Annotated in this window: 15 protein-coding genes and 1 tRNA gene; 2 read left to right on the top strand and 14 right to left on the bottom strand. The window is 48.6% G+C overall.

All coding sequences use genetic code 11. From position 1 onward, the window contains the following. Positions 1-66: 66 nt before the first annotated feature. From K9N57_01350 to K9N57_01330, 5 genes are all read right to left on the bottom strand, one after another. Complete coding sequence (locus K9N57_01350) at positions 67-1,002, bottom strand: hypothetical protein (GenBank protein ID MCF7802811.1); 936 nt, start codon at positions 1,000-1,002, stop codon at positions 67-69. Between the two features lie 172 nt (positions 1,003-1,174). Then, on the bottom strand, positions 1,175-2,416 hold the full coding sequence (locus tag K9N57_01345) for a DUF418 domain-containing protein (GenBank protein MCF7802810.1): 1,242 nt from the start codon (positions 2,414-2,416) through the stop codon (positions 1,175-1,177). Between the two features lie 61 nt (positions 2,417-2,477). Next, positions 2,478-3,350, bottom strand: a complete 873-nt coding sequence (locus K9N57_01340) for an alpha/beta hydrolase (GenBank protein MCF7802809.1) — start codon at positions 3,348-3,350, stop codon at positions 2,478-2,480. A gap of 518 nt (positions 3,351-3,868) precedes the next feature. After that, the gene (locus K9N57_01335; protein ID MCF7802808.1) at positions 3,869-4,000 is read right to left on the bottom strand and encodes a GIY-YIG nuclease family protein; all 132 of its coding nucleotides are present in this window, start codon (positions 3,998-4,000) and stop codon (positions 3,869-3,871) included. A 65-nt stretch (positions 4,001-4,065) separates the two neighbouring features. Beyond that, positions 4,066-4,138: transfer RNA gene (locus K9N57_01330), tRNA-Ala, on the bottom strand. A gap of 202 nt (positions 4,139-4,340) precedes the next feature. Here K9N57_01330 and K9N57_01325 point away from each other — a divergent pair. Further along, complete coding sequence (locus K9N57_01325; protein ID MCF7802807.1) at positions 4,341-6,152, top strand: peptidylprolyl isomerase; 1,812 nt, start codon at positions 4,341-4,343, stop codon at positions 6,150-6,152. An 87-nt stretch (positions 6,153-6,239) separates the two neighbouring features. Here K9N57_01325 and K9N57_01320 read toward each other — a convergent pair whose 3' ends face one another. From K9N57_01320 to K9N57_01310, 3 genes are all read right to left on the bottom strand, one after another. Continuing rightward, a complete protein-coding gene (locus tag K9N57_01320) occupies positions 6,240-8,303 on the bottom strand; it encodes an amino acid permease (GenBank protein MCF7802806.1) in 2,064 nt (687 codons plus the stop codon). Between the two features lie 50 nt (positions 8,304-8,353). Continuing rightward, positions 8,354-8,839 carry a dCMP deaminase family protein gene (locus K9N57_01315; GenBank protein MCF7802805.1) on the bottom strand — a complete coding sequence of 162 codons (486 nt, stop codon included), beginning with the start codon at positions 8,837-8,839 and terminating at the stop codon, positions 8,354-8,356. A 266-nt stretch (positions 8,840-9,105) separates the two neighbouring features. Next, positions 9,106-9,894 carry an SDR family oxidoreductase gene (locus K9N57_01310; protein ID MCF7802804.1) on the bottom strand — a complete coding sequence of 263 codons (789 nt, stop codon included), beginning with the start codon at positions 9,892-9,894 and terminating at the stop codon, positions 9,106-9,108. A 316-nt stretch (positions 9,895-10,210) separates the two neighbouring features. Here K9N57_01310 and K9N57_01305 point away from each other — a divergent pair, with 316 nt between their 5' ends. Then, entirely contained in the window at positions 10,211-11,266 is a 1,056-nt protein-coding gene (locus tag K9N57_01305; GenBank protein ID MCF7802803.1) for a flippase-like domain-containing protein, read from the top strand. A gap of 208 nt (positions 11,267-11,474) precedes the next feature. Here K9N57_01305 and K9N57_01300 read toward each other — a convergent pair whose 3' ends face one another. The 6 genes from K9N57_01300 to murA form a co-directional block, all read right to left on the bottom strand. Continuing rightward, positions 11,475-11,960 carry a hypothetical protein gene (locus tag K9N57_01300; GenBank protein ID MCF7802802.1) on the bottom strand — a complete coding sequence of 162 codons (486 nt, stop codon included), beginning with the start codon at positions 11,958-11,960 and terminating at the stop codon, positions 11,475-11,477. A gap of 253 nt (positions 11,961-12,213) precedes the next feature. Continuing rightward, positions 12,214-13,215 carry a prenyltransferase gene (locus K9N57_01295; GenBank protein ID MCF7802801.1) on the bottom strand — a complete coding sequence of 334 codons (1,002 nt, stop codon included), beginning with the start codon at positions 13,213-13,215 and terminating at the stop codon, positions 12,214-12,216. 46 nt (positions 13,216-13,261) lie between these two features. Beyond that, complete coding sequence (locus K9N57_01290) at positions 13,262-14,221, bottom strand: calcium/sodium antiporter (protein MCF7802800.1); 960 nt, start codon at positions 14,219-14,221, stop codon at positions 13,262-13,264. A 46-nt stretch (positions 14,222-14,267) separates the two neighbouring features. Then, positions 14,268-15,047, bottom strand: coding sequence for an enoyl-CoA hydratase/isomerase family protein (locus K9N57_01285; protein ID MCF7802799.1), 780 nt, complete (start codon positions 15,045-15,047; stop codon positions 14,268-14,270). 38 nt (positions 15,048-15,085) lie between these two features. Beyond that, positions 15,086-16,111, bottom strand: a complete 1,026-nt coding sequence (gene ltaE / locus K9N57_01280) for a low-specificity L-threonine aldolase (GenBank protein MCF7802798.1) — start codon at positions 16,109-16,111, stop codon at positions 15,086-15,088. Positions 16,112-16,365: 254 nt separating this feature from the next. Then, entirely contained in the window at positions 16,366-17,619 is a 1,254-nt protein-coding gene (gene murA, locus K9N57_01275; protein ID MCF7802797.1) for a UDP-N-acetylglucosamine 1-carboxyvinyltransferase, read from the bottom strand. Position 17,620: the final 1 nt, after the last annotated feature.

Here is a 17,620-nt window from a genome sequence, read left to right as displayed (position 1 = left end):
CCGACTGATTATAAAAATGTCCCCGCAATTTCGATTGCGGGGACATTTTTATAAGAGATTCCTACCTTAAAACGAACTATAAACTTCTCTCACTCCCCTGGTGAAGCCAGCCGGAAATACGCTGTTGTGCGTTTCATTGGAGAAAATTTGGCTTTCAATATCCAATCCCGGAATTTGATATCCCCGTAGAAGCCCGACCATCTTTCGCATATCGTCAATCATTGGCCAGCCTCTGGATGGTTGGTTTTCGTGAGAACCGACACCAAAGAAAACGGCCATTTTACTCCCTTTCAACTTTCGGAGATTCGTATGATCTATTTCAAAGATCATCCCGTCGTCGTACCAGAGCGATGGGCTGATAATGATATATCGGTTAAATGTTGTGGGCGAGGTCAAAAGCGTCCAGGTGGCAAACAACCCTCCAAGCGAATGCCCGACAATACCACGATCGGCTGACGTTCTGTATTCTTGTCCTATAAATGGGATGAGCTCCTGTTGAATGAATTGCAGAAATTGCTCTCCGCCTCCGGAATATACGGAAATGTCCTTTGAGTATACCCCGGAATCTATTGCCGACGGTGAATAATCCCGGACCCGATTAATCCGATAGGTTCGCATGTCCTGGCTCTTCCCGGGATAAGCGATCCCAACCAATATCATTGCCTCCAGATTATCGCGACGCACAAAGTGTTCGACGACATTATGGGCAATGGCAAAGGAGTAATCCGCATCTAGCATGAAGAGCACCGGGTATCCCCGGGAGGTTTTCTCATAATTATGTGGCAGACTAACGTATAGCACATAAGAAATCCCGGTCGCCCTAGAATGGATTTGTCTCACCTCCGTATTTGGAAGCGAAAAGGGTTGAATATTCTGAGCCATCCCGATTGTGGTATCCTGCGCTATCGTCCACGGCTGGCCCATTGCACCAGAGTATAACACTATCAGGGGTAGTATAGCTCCCAAAAAGATATACGTGTACTTTATTTGTGTAATCTTCACAGAGTATTCCCTCTTACAGTATGATTATTGCGAACTCTAACCGAGGAGGAGAAGTTACTATCCAGAAATTAATATACCAGAAAAGATATATATATTGAAACAGGACATTCGGGAAGAAATTAAACGGAAAACCAAAAAAAGTAATTTACTCACTACAAGTCTGACCTTTTCTTTACACGGAGGATGAATCAGCCACTTCAATAGATTGGACTGCAGGTCGAATCTTCCTGAAGGCAATGTCAAAATCAAAATATGTAATCGCCCGCCAGAGCCACTCCAGTGGCCCGTAATTATAGTACCGGAGCCAGATTCTACAGAAGGAAATCTGGATCAGGAAAAAGAGGACGCCGTAGATAATGCTCATCGTATGCCCGAAGTAGTGGTACATGGCCAGTCCGTACCCGTAAAAAAATGGCGCACCGATCACCCCCTGCGTCACATAACTGGTCAGGCTCATCTTGCCATAGGCTGCAAGACCGGAGAACTTGTTTTCGTACCGGATTCTCTGATATACCAGAACAAAAGATGTCATAAGAATAAACGTAAGTGCAAAGTTTGAATACGAATTAATTAGAGTCCCTAAAAGTCCCGCTTGCGTGTTAGTGAGTTCAAGACCGCCCGTATGCGAACCGATAGCCAACAGAATCCCGTATACCAGCACGCTGCTGCCGAGGACGTGCTTTGTCTGACGCGAATATTCTCCAACGTTTTCGAAATACCGGCTCTTCCCTATGAGTAACCCAAGGATAAAAAATCCGATGAGCTGCAAATACCTTCCGTTGAAATACATCCATGCCCAAACAGCCATGATACCTTTCCAGGCGTTAAAACGCACCACCTCCAGGAAGGTCCCGGAACCAAAGGTCTGATTTGCCTGTCCCCAGAGCGAGCCGAGAATACTTCGGTCGAAGACGTACTCCGGATGCAGGAAGGAATAAATCAGATTATAAATCGTTGGTACCTGCAAAATTATTAACAATGCCAATCCGAGCAGAAATTTATTGTTCCGATTGTACAGGAGTACCAGTGGGACACCCAGGACAGCGTAAATTTTCAGGATATCCCCGGAGTAGATTAATCCATGGAGGTATCCAAAGACAAACAGAATAGCCAGTCTCCACAGAAAAGTTCTGCGGAAGTCCACGCCGCGCTGCTCCTGCCGGTCCATCTGGATGAAAAAGCTCAATCCGAACATGATGGAAAACATGGAATACGCCTTCCCGGCGAAGAGGAATCGGATAATCCGGTCAACGTAGGGGTCGAGAGGCGCAAAAATGGCCGGATTCATGTCTGCCGCGCGCAGGAAGTCGTAGTGCTCGATAGAATGGAGCAACAGGATCCCAAGGAGGGCAAATCCCCGGATGGCATCAACAACCTGGATTCGCGGCTTTCGGTTGTAGGCAATCTCCCGCATCAGTCTCTATCCTTATTCGGCTTCAACTTATCATCCGGACCGGGAATACTCAGATCCCGATTTATTGATTTTTCAGGGTTCGTTCAAAGAAGGCTTCGATGGCCGGATCGGTTTGATCCAGATGATACTCATAGGCTACACCATGATTGCCGCTATCGATACGCATGTATGTTAAATCATCCATTCCGGCAGACCTCATCTGTTTAACGAACTCGTCCACCGGGTCTATCGGAACGATCTTATCTGCCGTCCCGTGGATGAGGAGCATCGGCGGATGATCGGCAGCGATATAATTGATAGGCCAATATTTGGGTGAAGCAATGTCACCTTCCCATTTAATCTCCGTCGGCGTTGAGCCTCCGACCACGGACGTGACGTGGCTGGAATACTCACTCCACTCCTCAGTCTTGAATCCTTCTATGTCCGGCGTCATGGCGACCATCATCGCAAGATGCGCTCCGGCCGAATGTCCGAAGGCTCCAATCCGATCCGAATCCACGTTTAACTCATCAGCATGTGCCCGGAGCCAGCGAACAGCGGTTTTGACGTCTTCGATGCAGGCCGGAAACGGCGCTTCATCGATGAGCCGGTATTCCACGGAGATGGTGACATACCCCTTGAAGGCATAATCCACCAGCATTTTCCGATAGACGTTCACATCCTTTGCACCAGCTCGCCAGCCACCGCCATGAATAATGACGATCGCCGGTCGCGGTGTTTCTCCAAAGTTCTCCGGAACCGCCAGGTCCAAGAGCCAGGCGTCGGTGTCCCCAGATCGATATCGGATATTATCCGTCACGCGGACGCTCTTTTTACCGGTTTCCACGCTAGAAGTCTTGATATTATTCTGTTGGCTACAGGTGAACAGGATAAATGCCAACATTAATGGTAGAATACTGGATACAGCCCTGCCAGTAATTTGATGCATTGTCATAACTAACCACCTCTGATTTATTGTAGATGCTTTTCTATCCGCGAAGTTATATCAGACTATTTTAACAACCCGAAAATGTGTTTACATAATTGTGATATATTTAAAATTTGCCCTGACATGCGGCAATTGTATATAGCAAAAAATCGAAAGAATGTACGCATTCTTTAAAAGAGAAAGCAACGGGTAAATTGTGAATATGCGGGTGTCGAGTCCGGCTACAGTAAGTCATAATATCCGAAGATAAATAGTTCAATCTCCATAATTGAAATACAACAAGCCAAAACCAAAGAATACATTGGAATATGTTATTTTCGAGACTGTTTGCTGCGTAATTTCCTCATATCGATCATATTTCAATCATTTTTATTTTAATCGAACGGTCAACAGATAAAAAAATATCGGACTATCCTACTTATTGAGCTGACTCGATAAGTATAGTATGCCAAACCACCTGCCACATCTCGGAAATCATTGATATTATCAGGAGATCTTTACCAGCTTCGTGGTAGGTCTTTTATTTAACCCCGTACAGGGCCATGGACGGACTTACCGCTGTTGTGTTCGGTTAGGCGGTGTTCCACGTCGTCGGAGACGCCAATATAAAACCGATCGGCCTTCTCGCAATAGAGGATGAAAAGGGAGTAATACATCTTGCACTCGTCAAATTAAAACACAAAAACCCGCATGACCTATAACCATGCGGGTTCTGAAGGTGTGGAGCCACGGGGGCTCGAACCCCGGACCTCGTGAATGCCATTCACGCGCTCTCCCAGCTGAGCTATGGCCCCAAGTGTTTCTCTCAAAAAGCGACAAAAATGTACATTGATTTCCCTGCATTGTCAACGGGCGAAATGAAAATTTCTCCTATTCACTGGGAAATCAGGGGTTTTCTGTATTGCAGACGCCGGTAACATATGATATATTTTTTGATGCTTATGCTATCATAGAAATTTTCGGAGCACTGACACACAGATGGAGGAAATAGTTTAAATGGGTTTAATGACAAATCTTCGCAGTAACACCAAAATAATGCTCTGGATACTGATCCTGGCATTTGTTGGCCTCATCGTATTCGAATGGGGTGCAAGTTTTAGCGGGCAAGGTGGTCAACAGGGACAACCGAAAAACATCGCGGTGATTAATGGCCGCGAAATCACCCCGCAGCAGTATTACCGCCTGCTGCAAAATGAATACGAACGTGTGCGCCAGCAATCGCAGAATAGTGCTCTGACCGAACAACAGCGTAATCAGATTGAACAGCAGTTGTGGGATCAACTTGTCACGGAGACGCTGGTCAGGCAAGCTGTGGAAGAGCGAAATATCCAGGTAACCAATCAGGATATTTTACGGGAGCTCCGGACCAATCCTCCGCAGGCGATTCGGAACGTGGAAGCGTTTCAGACGGATGGTCAGTTCGATCGGAATAAATACCTGGAAGCGCTAAATAACCCAGTTGGTGACGAGTGGGTCGCTGTGGAAAATATGGTCCGCGCTTCCCTGCCGGCCCAGAAACTTCAGAGTATGTTACTCGCATCGGTCAATGTGTACCAGGACGAAATTCGCCAGGCATATGTCGATCAGAATATCAATTTCACCATTGAATACCTCCAGGTGCCGCTCAGGAATATTTCCGATGAGGAAGCACAACCGGCCGAAGCAGAAATCAAAGAATATTACCAGAGCCATATCGATGAATATCGCGTACCGGAAAAACGTGTACTGGAATATGCGGAATTTCCCAAAACCCCTGCCAACGATGACACAGCCGCCGCACTGAATACTGCCAGGGATGTTCTTGAGCAGGCACGTAACGGCGCAGATTTTGCCGAATTAGCCCGTCAGTACTCAGAAGGCCCCTCCGCAAGCCAGGGTGGCGATCTCGGGTGGTTTGGCGAAGGCCAGATGGTACCGGGATTTGAGGAAGCAGCATTTGATGCTGACGCTGGAGCCGTTGTCGGACCCGTCCAAACGCGGTTCGGCTATCATGTGATCAAGGTCCACGATAAACGGGTCCAGGATGGCGAAAACCAGATTAAAGCCAGCCACGTACTCATCGAGGTCACCCCAAGCCCCACAACATTGGAGGAGCAGCGCTCTCAGGCTAATCTCTTTCTTTTCGACGCCCAGGATTACAGCTTCCAGAAAAGCGCCGATTCCAACGACGTCACTATCCAATCTACAAACCCATTTGCCCGGGATGCCGGATTCGTTCCCGGTCTCGGTCAGTTTGAAGAAGCACTCCGGTTCGCCTTTTCCAATCCCGTCGGATCTATAAGCGATGTCATCGAAAATGATAATGGCTATTATGTCTTCCGGGTCGCAGAAATACAGCAACCGTTTGTTCGTCCACTCGAGGATCTCAGAGACAGAATCTCCAGAACCCTGGTAAGTGAAAATAAACGTAAAATCGCATTCCAGCGGATCCAGGAGGTACACGGTCAGGTTTCAACAGAGATCTCCCTGGAGGAGCTCGCTGAATCAAATGAACTGCTTGTCTACGAAAGCACGGAAAGCTTTACCCTCTCCGGAAATATTCCGGGTCTCGGTGAGGCTCCGGCACTTAAAGGTGCTATTCGAGCCCTGGATGGCGGTGAAATTTCACCTGCGATTCGTACCAGTCGGGGTGGGTTTATTATAAAAGTGCTGGAACGTTCTGAATTAAACGAAGAAGATTACGCAGAGAAAAAGCAACAGATTCGCCAGCGCCTGCTCAATCAAAAACAGAATCAGTTTATGACCAACTGGATTGAGTCACTCAGGAACGAAGCAAAAATTGTCGATAACCGGGAACAGATTCTGTAGTATCGCTCATTTTCATTTAGGGAATAAAAAAGCCCCGGTCAACGCCGGGGCTTTTTTTATCTACCGAACTATTTTTTTTCTGTGACCTTATCCCTTGTTCCCCTGCCCGAGGATATATCTCTCCATCTCCTGCACGGCTTTTTCATCACCGATGATAGTAAGTCTGTCACCCTGCTCAAGGGTTGTGCTGCCGTGCGGCACTATCATGGAATTTTGGCGATTAATCAGTGCAATAAGACATTGGTCATGGACCTGGATATCGCTAATCCTTTTTCCAATAAAACGCGATTCCGTCAGGGTTACCTCAGTCACTTCGCCTGATCTTACAAATTGATTTCGGATATCGTCCTGACTGGTCAGGTAACGCCACTCTCCACCAAAATCGAGGCCTTCTGCCCTGTTGGCCAGTTCCGCAAGGAATCGCAGGTGCTCACCCGGATCCTCCTTTGGGCTAATCAGGATAAATAATGCATGGATTGCCGCCGATGATTCATCCACCTCCACACCCTCACGGGAATGGACAATTACCAGTCCATGGGTGTCCACGTTCTCCAGACGGGCATGTGGAAGCGCAATGTGCTTCCCAATCGGAGTATCTCCCATCTGATTTGTCTTGCTCAGTGCCTCGTATATCGTTTCATCGGATAACCCCAGTTTCTCCGCAAGCGCGCCGGATGCCCTCCGCAAGATCTTATCATACGAATCTTTCGGCTCGTGGAACAGAATTGATGCCGTCAAAATACTCTCTTCAAATTCATCTTCCTTCCGCAATCCTTTTTCACGCAGGATCTGACGGAGTTCTTGATCCAGCTGAGGCGTCGCTGCCCGTCCTAATCTCTGGAACACATGGGTCATGGCGCCGCTTCGTTCCACACGTTTCTGGCCGTAAAAGAAATACCAAAGAATACCAAATACCACTATACCGCCAGAGAAAAAGAGCGGGATCGCTCCCAGAAACGGGATAAGGACTATTGGTGCTAAAATACCGATAATCTGCGGCCATGGATACCAGAGAGACTTAAATGAGGGATCGTACGATTCAATCTTACTCTCACGCATCGCCACAACAGCCAGATTCACCAGGCCGAAAATTAACAGTTTAAAGGCGCTGGCTACCTTGGCAATTCCCTCCGGGCTTAGAATAATAATAAACAAAATCATCACGCTGATGGTAAATATGATTGAATTGGTAGGCGTCTGGAACCGGCCCAATTTTTTAAACACCGGGGCCATCAGATTATCGCGGCTCATCGCCAACGGATAACGGGATGCCGCCGTTATGCCCACATTGGCCGAAGCAATAAAGGCAAGCACTGCACCTGCGGCCAGTAAAATCTTGCCCGCCAGCCCCATGAAACCCTGGGCGGAATCCGTGAGTGGCGTGAGCGTGTTTTTCAGCGTTTCTGCCGGGACAGTCCCAACCAAAACGATCATCACCAGTACGTAGATTATCAAACTGATGAAAAGGGCCAGGATCATGCCCAGCGGAATATTCCGTTCCAGGTTATCCACCTCTTCCGCCACGCTGGCAATTTTTGTAAGACCAGCAAATCCGACGAAAACAAACCCCACTGCAGCCAGGAAGGAATCCGAGCCCTTCACGAAAAACGGCGTATAACTGTCAGCGTCGATATGAAGAAAACCACGGGCGGTAAAATACGCTAGAATCCCCAGCAGAATGGACACCAGGATGGCTTGCACCCGACCGACGTTTTTCACACCGCTGATATTTAGCACACCAAAGACCACACAAAGTGCAATCGCCACAGGCTTCACCGGCAAGTGAAAGAAAATCACCAGATATGCGCCAAGCCCGATGAGCTCGAACGCCGCCTTAAAGGAGAGAGATAACCATGTACCGAATCCGGAGATGGTACCGATAAGCGGCCCCATACTCCGATCGAGAAAGTAGTAGGTCCCACCGGCGCGTGGCATGGCAGTCGCCAGTTCCGCCTTACTCATCAAGGATGGCAGGATCAACAATCCGGCAACAATATAGGCAAGGATGCCGGCCGGGCCGACCTTGCCGTACACCATTCCCGGGAGAAGAAAAACGCCGGAACTCAGCATCGGGCCGATGCCGAAAGCGATAACCGCCGGTAGTTTTAGATGTTTTTCTAACGTGTCTTTGGGGCCGACTTGCTGCGCCATAAAGTGTCCTTAATACCTCGGTAATCTACGAAGTTGTAAGTCAAAGTTACTCAAGAATATTCTAACTGATCTCCCTCATTCAGAACAAAATAGGGAATCTGTAGTTGATTGAACAAAATTTTACTCTTCTCGCTGCTCTGGTAGTCAAATTCAGCGATGATACGGTTGATCCCAACATTCACCAGCATTTTTGCACAGGTATAACACGGAAACATGGTACAGTACAGGGTTGCCCCTTCGACGGCAATACCAAATTTCGCTGCCTGGCTGATGGCGTTCTGTTCAGCGTGCACGGTACGGACACAGTGTTGACGGAGCTCGATTTCTCCGGCATCGTTCTTTTCGTAGCTATCAATAAATTCATGGCCCACCTCGCTGCAATGGTCAATACCGGCCGGACTCCCAACATAACCGGTGCTTAGAATGTGATTATTCTTTACCAGCAAGGCCGCCGACCGACCACGATCGCACGTTGCCCGCTCCCGCGCAGAATGCAGGATATCGATAAAATATTCATCCCAGGATTTTCGCGCCATATTCGGTTCTTCCCATATGTAATTTGATTGGAAAAAATACAAATAAAAAAGGGGCATTTATAACCCCTTTTTACGGACCAGACATTATCCCGGTCTTCACTTACATCGCCTCGATAATGGAGCCCCCCGGCTTTACAGCCGGGGTTCTTGCCAGTTCAAATTTCGTTTGTCCTTTGGCTTTTGAATTTTTCAAAAACTCACAAGTAGGTGCTCTCCTCGCCAACTTTACAGTTGAGGATTTCCCAATAGAGGTTAAAACGGTCTCGCTAAATTCCTTTGACGAGCCCACCGTCCACCTGGATGGATGTCCCGGTGATGTAACTGGCGCGTTCGGATGCCAGGAACGCAATGGTATCTGCCATTTCCTGCGGTTCGCCGTAGCGGTTCAGCGGTACGGCCGAAACCCGCTGGGCTTCCATCTCTTCCGGCGTAATTCCGGCGTCTTCTGCCCACTTGTTAAGCAGGTCGATACTTCTTTGCGTCCGGAAATTTCCGGGACAGACGACGTTAACCGTAATACCGACCTCTCCGACGGAGTTCGCCAGCGTCTTGCAGAAAGAAACTACGCCGGCCCGCGCCGTATTCGAGAGAATCAAATTATCGATGGGCTGCTTCACCGAAACGGAGGTAATCGCAATAATCCGTCCCCACTCGTGCTTTTTCATAAGCGGCAGCGCCCGGTATGTCATCTCTATTGTGCTCTGGAGATTTAAATCAGTGGCGTCGCGATACTGTGCCGGTTCCACCTGCTCATAGGTGCCGGCAGGCGGTCCGCCGGCATTGGTTACCAATATATCGAGCCGGTGCCATTCCTTTTCGATGGCATCGAAAATCTCGTCCAAATCGATGGTATTGCTCACGTCGCCCGGGAGAGTTAAAACCTCCACATCCGTCTCTGACCGGATAGATTCAGCCGCTTCATGCAGGTCCGATTCCGTCCGTGCACAGATGGCGACATTCGCCCCTTCTCTGGCCAGTTGCAACGCCGTAGCGTATCCGAGGCCTTTACTGGCACCGGCAATAAATGCACATTTGCCCTGTAATCCTAAATCCATATGTCCTCCAAAAACTGTGTTACGGTGTTAGCGTGTTCACGTGTTCACGAAAAACGTCATTAGTCCAGTGTCTTAGTTGTTGATAGTCTCCGCTTTGGCGGTTTTTCCCTTCTACTTTCTCCGTTATAACTTCGCTTTGCGGACTTAAGGCGAGAGCTACCTCATACCCTTCCTATACCTTAAACCTATTATCCGTGGTCCTATATGGACATCCGTTGCTCCAGCATTCAACCACTTTTGAAGTTATTAAGTATAACCCAAAATTATAAAAGAATCATTTGTCCGGATCGTTGACGAATTGTACTTTTCTGTTTCTATGCGAAAACGGATAATACAGATCAGCATCGGTTTGGCTTTGAGCGGGGTGTTCGCCTGGCTGGCGGTCAGGAATATCCAGTGGCATGAATTTATTAAGACGCTCCAGCAGGATAAGGACTGGTGGTATCTGTTGCCGGCCATCATTCTGTTTATGGCGAGTTTTTTCGTCCGCGCCTGGCGATGGCACTACTTCCTGCAGCCGGTGAAATCCATCCGGTTTCATCCGCTGTTTAGTGCTACGATGGTTGGGTACATGGGCAATAACATTTTGCCGGTACGCCTTGGCGAAATCCTCCGGGTGTACGCTCTGGATCGAAGTACCGGTGTCTCAAAATCAGCCGGGCTGGCAACGGTGGTCGTTGAGCGCCTGGTGGACGTCATCGGGTTGCTCGCCTTCCTGATTATTGCGATAATATTTACGTCATTGCCCTCCCGCTTTCAATCGGTGGTTACGATTGTCTCCATCGTCTCGATCGGTTTACTGACACTCCTGCTTGGCCTGACATTCTTTGAACGCCGGACACAAAATATTCTCGAGCGGATTTACAATGTATTCCCGGACGTGCTGGCTGAAAAACTGGGGACTATTACCGAATCGTTCCTAGAGGGACTCAGCGGTCTGCGACAAACGCAACACTATGGGAAAATAATTTTTCAGACACTATTTATTTGGACACTTTTCGCATTCTCGGTCTACTTTATATTACTCGCGTTTCGCTTTGACACGTTGTACGACATGACCTTCGTATCAGGCATTGTCGTGTTCCTCATTGGTACGGCCGGTGTCCTGATACCCTCCTCACCCGGCTATGTCGGAACCTTCCATTTTGCTATCGTGCAGGCATTGGCTCTGTATGGTGTGCCAAACGAAGGCGCGTTGGGATTTGCAATTGTGAACCACTTATTAAACTATATCCCGGTGACAGCGCTGGGTCTGGTCTACTTTTTCAGGGAAGGCCTCCGCTTCGAACAGGTGTCCGAGGCTGCAGAAGAAGTGGAATCCGTGGAGCCGGCCGACCTTTCTGCCGATTCCATTGACAAAGGATCCGGCTGAGGTTTCTCAAACTAATTCTTCTTGTCCGCCTTCTCTATCTTTGTGATAGTCTCCAATAATGGGTATCATCGGACGCCATAAATGGCGTCCCTACAAATTATCCACTGACAACTCCGTGAAATAATATTTATCATTTTCCCAATTGACCGTATTATCTCTGATATAATCACGGATTCGTCTTAATTCTCGCTTGTCACGAATTCTTCGGTCATAATACCTCGATTGCCATCCGAATTCCCTCTTGTTGATGAATTTCATATGTGCATCGTCCCTTAAACCACTGAATAATTCTACCTAAATGCCTTTGTGTTGCCATCGGATTTTTTTGTCCTGTTACTCCGCCCGAATTCCCATGCTGCCCCGTCTGGACGCGATTTACCGCGTCGGCTTTTTTAAAATCATCTAGGGTTATTCCCCTATCTAAAATTCGAATAATACCGTGCACATGATTTGGCATGACAACAAACATATCAATCAAAACCATATTAAATTGCTGAGGGAGTTGGCGCCAAACCTCCCACACAATGGATCCTGTTGGAGACAGACCAATGATTTTATGCTGAATTTCACCGAAAAATGGATATCGATCCTGTGTGCAAATTGTCACAAAATACCACCCCGCTTTTGAATAATCCCATCCGGATAATCGCGACGATTCACGATATGGTAATCCGTCAATAGCTTCTGAATTCACTGGCTATCACCTTTCACCATCATGCAGGGACGCGATTTATCGCGTCCGGGAATTAGACTTGGGTGATGTCGATGATTATCCTGTATCATCGGACGTCATAAATGGCGTCCCTACATCCGCTGATTATTTGGTGGTTCATTGAAGAGACATTTCAGTGGTTTTTTCCCTGTCTTACATATACAATTAAATTCGGGTGCCCCCAATTGAACTGAGTCCAGTTCCACCTCATATTACTTTTTCCAAATAATATGACCTAACCAATCGGTAATAACAAATTCAGTATCAATCCGAGTATGAAGAGTCCGCCGGCCTGGCGGTTGTACCGAAACGCCCAGGAGACAAACCACAATGGCCACACCGGATATTTCTCCGGCTTCTCCGTCGGCCGTGGCTCGGAGTATTTCGGCCAGGTTTCGCGCACGAGCCTGGGCAGTGAAAGCAGTGAAATCAACACCCAAAATCCCAGGGTATCCGTGAGCACAAGGACGATAACAATCAGGTGAAACGCAATAAACAGGATCTTGTTGAGAAATAGTGCCTTCGCTTCTCCAAGGATGACTGGCAATGTGTGGACACCGTTGTCTTGATCGGGTTTAATTTTATCAATGTGCTTTCCGATGAGTACGGTGGTCACCGTTAACCCGTACGGGATCGATGCCGCAAAAGCCCAGCCCGGCACGTATCCGCTCACTACGAAAAAGGTGCCGCCAATCATCAACGGTCCCCAAATAAGGAATACGCCGAGTTCACCTAATCCTCGCTTTTTCAGGTTAATCGGCTGCGCCACATAAAAGACGCTGACGAACAGTCCCGCAAGTGCAAAGATAAACACCTCCCAGCCAACCTGCACTGCCAGGTAGATTGCAATGACCAAATCGAGAAAATTCACGATTAAAATCGCGTTCATCAGCTTGGTAGGACTCAGCCATCCGGAATATATCGGGTGCGGCGAGTAGAGTCCCCGGGGATAATCTTCCGACTCATCCGTACCGTTGCGATAGTCGAAATAGTCGTTAATCATGTTATTAGAGGCGTGGGCCAGTATCAATCCGATAACCGCTATCAGCCAATACCACCAATTAATAGCACCTGCTGTCAGGGCCAGTAAACCTCCTATAATTCCGGATGTCAGGGTCATGGAAAAGACACACGCCCGCGTAATCACAAGCCACCGGCTGATGAAATCTACTTCATCCATGGTAACACCTTCCGGGAGATTACATCCCTGGAAAATGGCTATCCATCTACTCAACATAACTTTCCTCCGGCTATACAATTCGTATCCAATTTCATATCCTTTCCTACATCCTGGTAAAGTAAAGCATTATAATATACCCAATATAAATCAGCAGAAAAAACGCACCCTCCCAGCGATCAATACGCCCTCGTTTTCCACTGAACATAAAACCAAACAGTATGACAACTGCAAGAGTTGCCATCAACAGATCTATGTTAAAATCCAGGTGGTATGGGATGTCCTTGATTGTACTGCTGACTCCGAGAACCAGCGCTATGTTAAAGATGTTGGAACCGACGATATTTCCGACCGCAATGTCGGAGTTGGATTTTGATGCGGCATTCAGTGAAGTGATGAGTTCCGGAAGTGATGTCCCAAGCGCCACTGCAGTTAATCCAATGAAGGCATCACTGATGCCCAGAGAAAGAGCTGCTGACTCAGCACTCTCCACAACCATTTTTCCGCCAATTGCCAGGCCAATAATGCCGAAGATTACAAACAGAGTCGACTTCCGTAATGACAAGGCCGGTAATTCTCCAATAAGTTCTTTGTCCAGGCTGGAATTGTAAGTGTAGTACATAAAAAACCCGAAGAAGGTCAACAGTATCAATCCATCGCCGTTACTCAATATGTTGTCGCCGCTGTCCACGAAATACAAATCATTCAGAAGGATTGCCAGTACCAACGTGATAATCAGGGCAAACGGGATTTCCTTCCAGATGGTCCGTCCTTTCAGTGTTAACGGCTTATACAAAGCCGCCGCCCCGAGTACCAGGAATACATTGGCCACATTACTTCCAAAGATATTTCCAAGTGCGATGTTTTCCACTTCCGCAAATGAGGCGTAAATATTCACCAATAACTCGGGAGCCGAAGTCCCGAACGAGACAACTGTTAATCCGATAACAAGGTCAGAGATATTGAAGCGTTTTGCCAGGGCCGATGCGCCATCTACCAGCCAATCGCCCCCCTTCACCAAGAGAATGAATCCGAACACAAATCCCAAAAAATTCAACCACAACATACGTCAATTGCCTATCCGCTTTCGCGTTAATAACACTCCGGTTCAATCAAGAAAAATCCGGCTTCCGCTTTTCGATGAATGCCTGAGTCCCTTCGGTGCTCTCCTGGGAACTGAACGCCAGCCCAAACAAGTCAGCTTCCAGGTGAAGTCCCTCGGCGAGGGTCATATTCATACCCCGGTTAATCGCTTCCAGAGAAAGCGACACCGCATTCGGACTCTGCTGGCGTACACCCGCCAGGAACTCGATCGTTTTATCCAGCAATTCATCCTGGCTGTAAATTTCGTTCACTAATCCGATATTTTTAGCAGTGGCAGCATCGATTTTCTTCCCGGAGATAATCAACTCTGTCGCTAAACCGGAACCAATGAGCCGTGCCAATCGCTGGGTGCCGCCCCAGCCGGGAATTAAACCGAGACCGACTTCCGGCTGGCCAAAAATTGCATTCGCCGAAGCGAATCGCAGATGACACGCCAGGGCAACCTCACATCCGCCACCTAACGCGTATCCGTTGACAGCAGCCACGACCGGCTTTCCGAGATGCTGAATCAGATTCGTCAGCTTTTGACCGCGGAGCGCAAACTCTTTGGCCTCCTGTGAACTCATACCGGACATTTCCTTAATATCCGCTCCGGCGGCAAACGCTTTCTCGCCATCGCCGGTCAGGATGACCGCTCTTACCGTCTCGTCATCACCGATATTTTCGAAGTATCGGATAAGTTCACCAATTAATTCCGCATTAAACGCATTTAACGAATTGGGACGGAACAGTGCCGCCGTAGCAATTCCGTTCTCCCGGACATCGGTTTTAATGAGATTAAAGTCCATGGTTGGCCTCCCCTGTTGAGCTGAAAAGATATTTCGGATTACTTTTGAAGGTCTTGGATAGTGGAAATGGTCTTTTCCATATCCTTTTTTGAGACCATAAGATTGGTGACTGCCCGGATCTTTTGTGTGGCCATGGGTAGCAGCAGGATATCTTGTTCTCCGAGTTTATGGCACAATTCTTTTGCGGTCATCCAGGCCGGATCCACATCGAAGATCACGATATTTGTCTGCACCCATTCCGGGTCGATACCAATTTCATCGATTCCGGCGATCCCCTCTGCCAGCCTGTTTGCGTTTTGATGATCCTCCGCAAGCCGCTCCACATTATTTTGGATAGCATAAAGGGCACCTGCCGCTATAATGCCGGCCTGGCGCATCCCACCGCCATAAATCTTCCGGTACCGATGCACCCGCTGAATGAAATCAGCGTTTCCAGCCACAATAGATCCGACCGGCGCACCGAGCCCCTTGCTGAAGCAGAGCGTTACCGAATCGAAATATTGCGTGTACTCCTTCGGATTGATTCCTGCAGCTACGACCGCATTCATCAGCCGGGCACCATCCAGATGCATAATCAGGTCATGGTTACGCGCCACTTCTGCAATTTCCCGAATTGTCTCCAGCGGATAAATCACTCCGCCAGCCCGGTTATGCGTATTCTCCAGAGCCACAACTTTCGTCGAAGCATGATGAACATTCCCCGGGCGAATAGCTGCCTCTACCTGATCAGCACTCAGGAGACCATGGTTACCGGGTAATGGATTCAGCTGAATGCCACTAAGCAGCGCCGGCGCGCCGCTTTCGTAATTGAAGATGTGGCATCCGTTTTCACATATAACCTCGTCGCCAGGCTGGGTATGGGCATTCAGGCTGGTCTGATTGGCCATAGTTCCGCTGGGAACATAGAGTGCTCGATCCTTCCCGAGCAGATCGGCGCAATATTCCTGTAAAGCATTAATGGTCGGATCTTCGGCAAAGACATCATCGCCCACCTCTGCCGCTGCCATGGCTTTTCGCATTGCTTCGGATGGTTTGGTTACGGTATCGCTGCGTAAATCAATCATAATGAAGAGTAACTCCTAAAACCGTGTTAGCGTGTTACAGTGTTATTGTTAAGACCGTCATAAGTCTTGCGTTTAGTGTCCGGTTATCAGTACCCATTTGTCAGTTCGACTTTAATGTTGGTAGAATCCATTTGACTTGTCGTTCCTTATTTCATCACCACATTCAGACTTCGGAGTGGAAACGACGAGATCCCTCGGTTCGGCTCGCTCGCCTGGGATGACTCATTTTTCCTTTTACATGGCCATTTTTACCCTTACGCACTTTCCCGCACAATATCGGCGCCGATGCCCTGCAGTTTCTTTTCGATCTGTTCATAGCCGCGATCGATATGATAGATACGCTGGATGTCTGAACGTCCCTCCGCGACCAGCGCTGCCAGAATAAGCGATGCGCTTGCCCTGATATCCGTAGACATCACCGGCGCCCCTTTGAGGGAATTTACACCTTTGACGACAGCAACATTTCCCTCCAGAGATATGTTGGCGCCCAGACGATTCAGTTCAGCCACGTGAGTAAACCGGTCCTGATAGATCTCTTCCGTGATCACGGCACTTCCATCAGCCGTCGCCATAAACGCCATCCACTGGGCCTGCATATCCGTCGGGTATCCCGGGAATATTGCGGTAGTAATATCAATTCCCTGAATTTTATCTGCACGGGTGACTGTGATTTTCTCATCACTGATTTTGACGATTGCCCCTGCGTTCCGCACCTTTTCGATGATCGCTTTCATATGTTTGGGGACCACCGGACTTATCTCAAGATTCTCGCCAATCATTGCACCTGCCACGAGATAGGTTCCCGCTTCAATTCGATCCGGAATCACCGTAAAATCCGTGGGATGCAGATCATTGACGCCACGTACCTCCAGGACGTCCGTACCGATCCCGGATATATCAGCCCCCATTTCATTCAGGAAACGCCCCAGAGCGGCTATTTCCGGCTCCCTGGCGGCGTTTTCGATGGTGGTTACGCCGTCTGCCAGCACCGCAGCCATCATAGTATTACCGGTGGCACCGACACTGGAGATATCCATGGTGAATTCGGCCCCAGTCAGTTGATCACCCCTTGCGATAATATAACCGCTGTCCAACTCAATATTTGCACCGAGAGCCTCCATGCCTCGCAAATGCAGATCGACCGGCCGTGGTCCCCATGCACATCCTCCCGGAAGCGAAACCCGTGCCTCGCCGAACCGCGCCAGCAGCGGCCCCAATACATAAAAGGAGGCCCGCATGGTTTTCACCAGGTCGTAGGGCGCCTCAGGATTGTTCACTCCCGAGGTATCCAATTCCATAGTCCCGGAGTCCAGTTTGACCGTTCCGCCAATAATTTCAATTAACTTTGACATGGTCCGCGTATCCCGGAGATTCGGGACGTTCCGTATCGTGTATTTTCCGGGAGCCAATATCGCCGCCGTCATAATGGGCAAAACCGCATTTTTGGCACCGCTAACCGGAATATGCCCGGTCAAAATATTACCGCCGTGTGCAACTAATTTATCCAAA

This window comes from Candidatus Neomarinimicrobiota bacterium, from assembly GCA_021734025.1.
In the GTDB taxonomy this organism is placed as follows: domain Bacteria; phylum Fidelibacterota; class JAANXI01; order JAANXI01; family JAANXI01; genus JAANXI01.
This window is presented reverse-complemented; position numbering and strand designations above follow the sequence as displayed.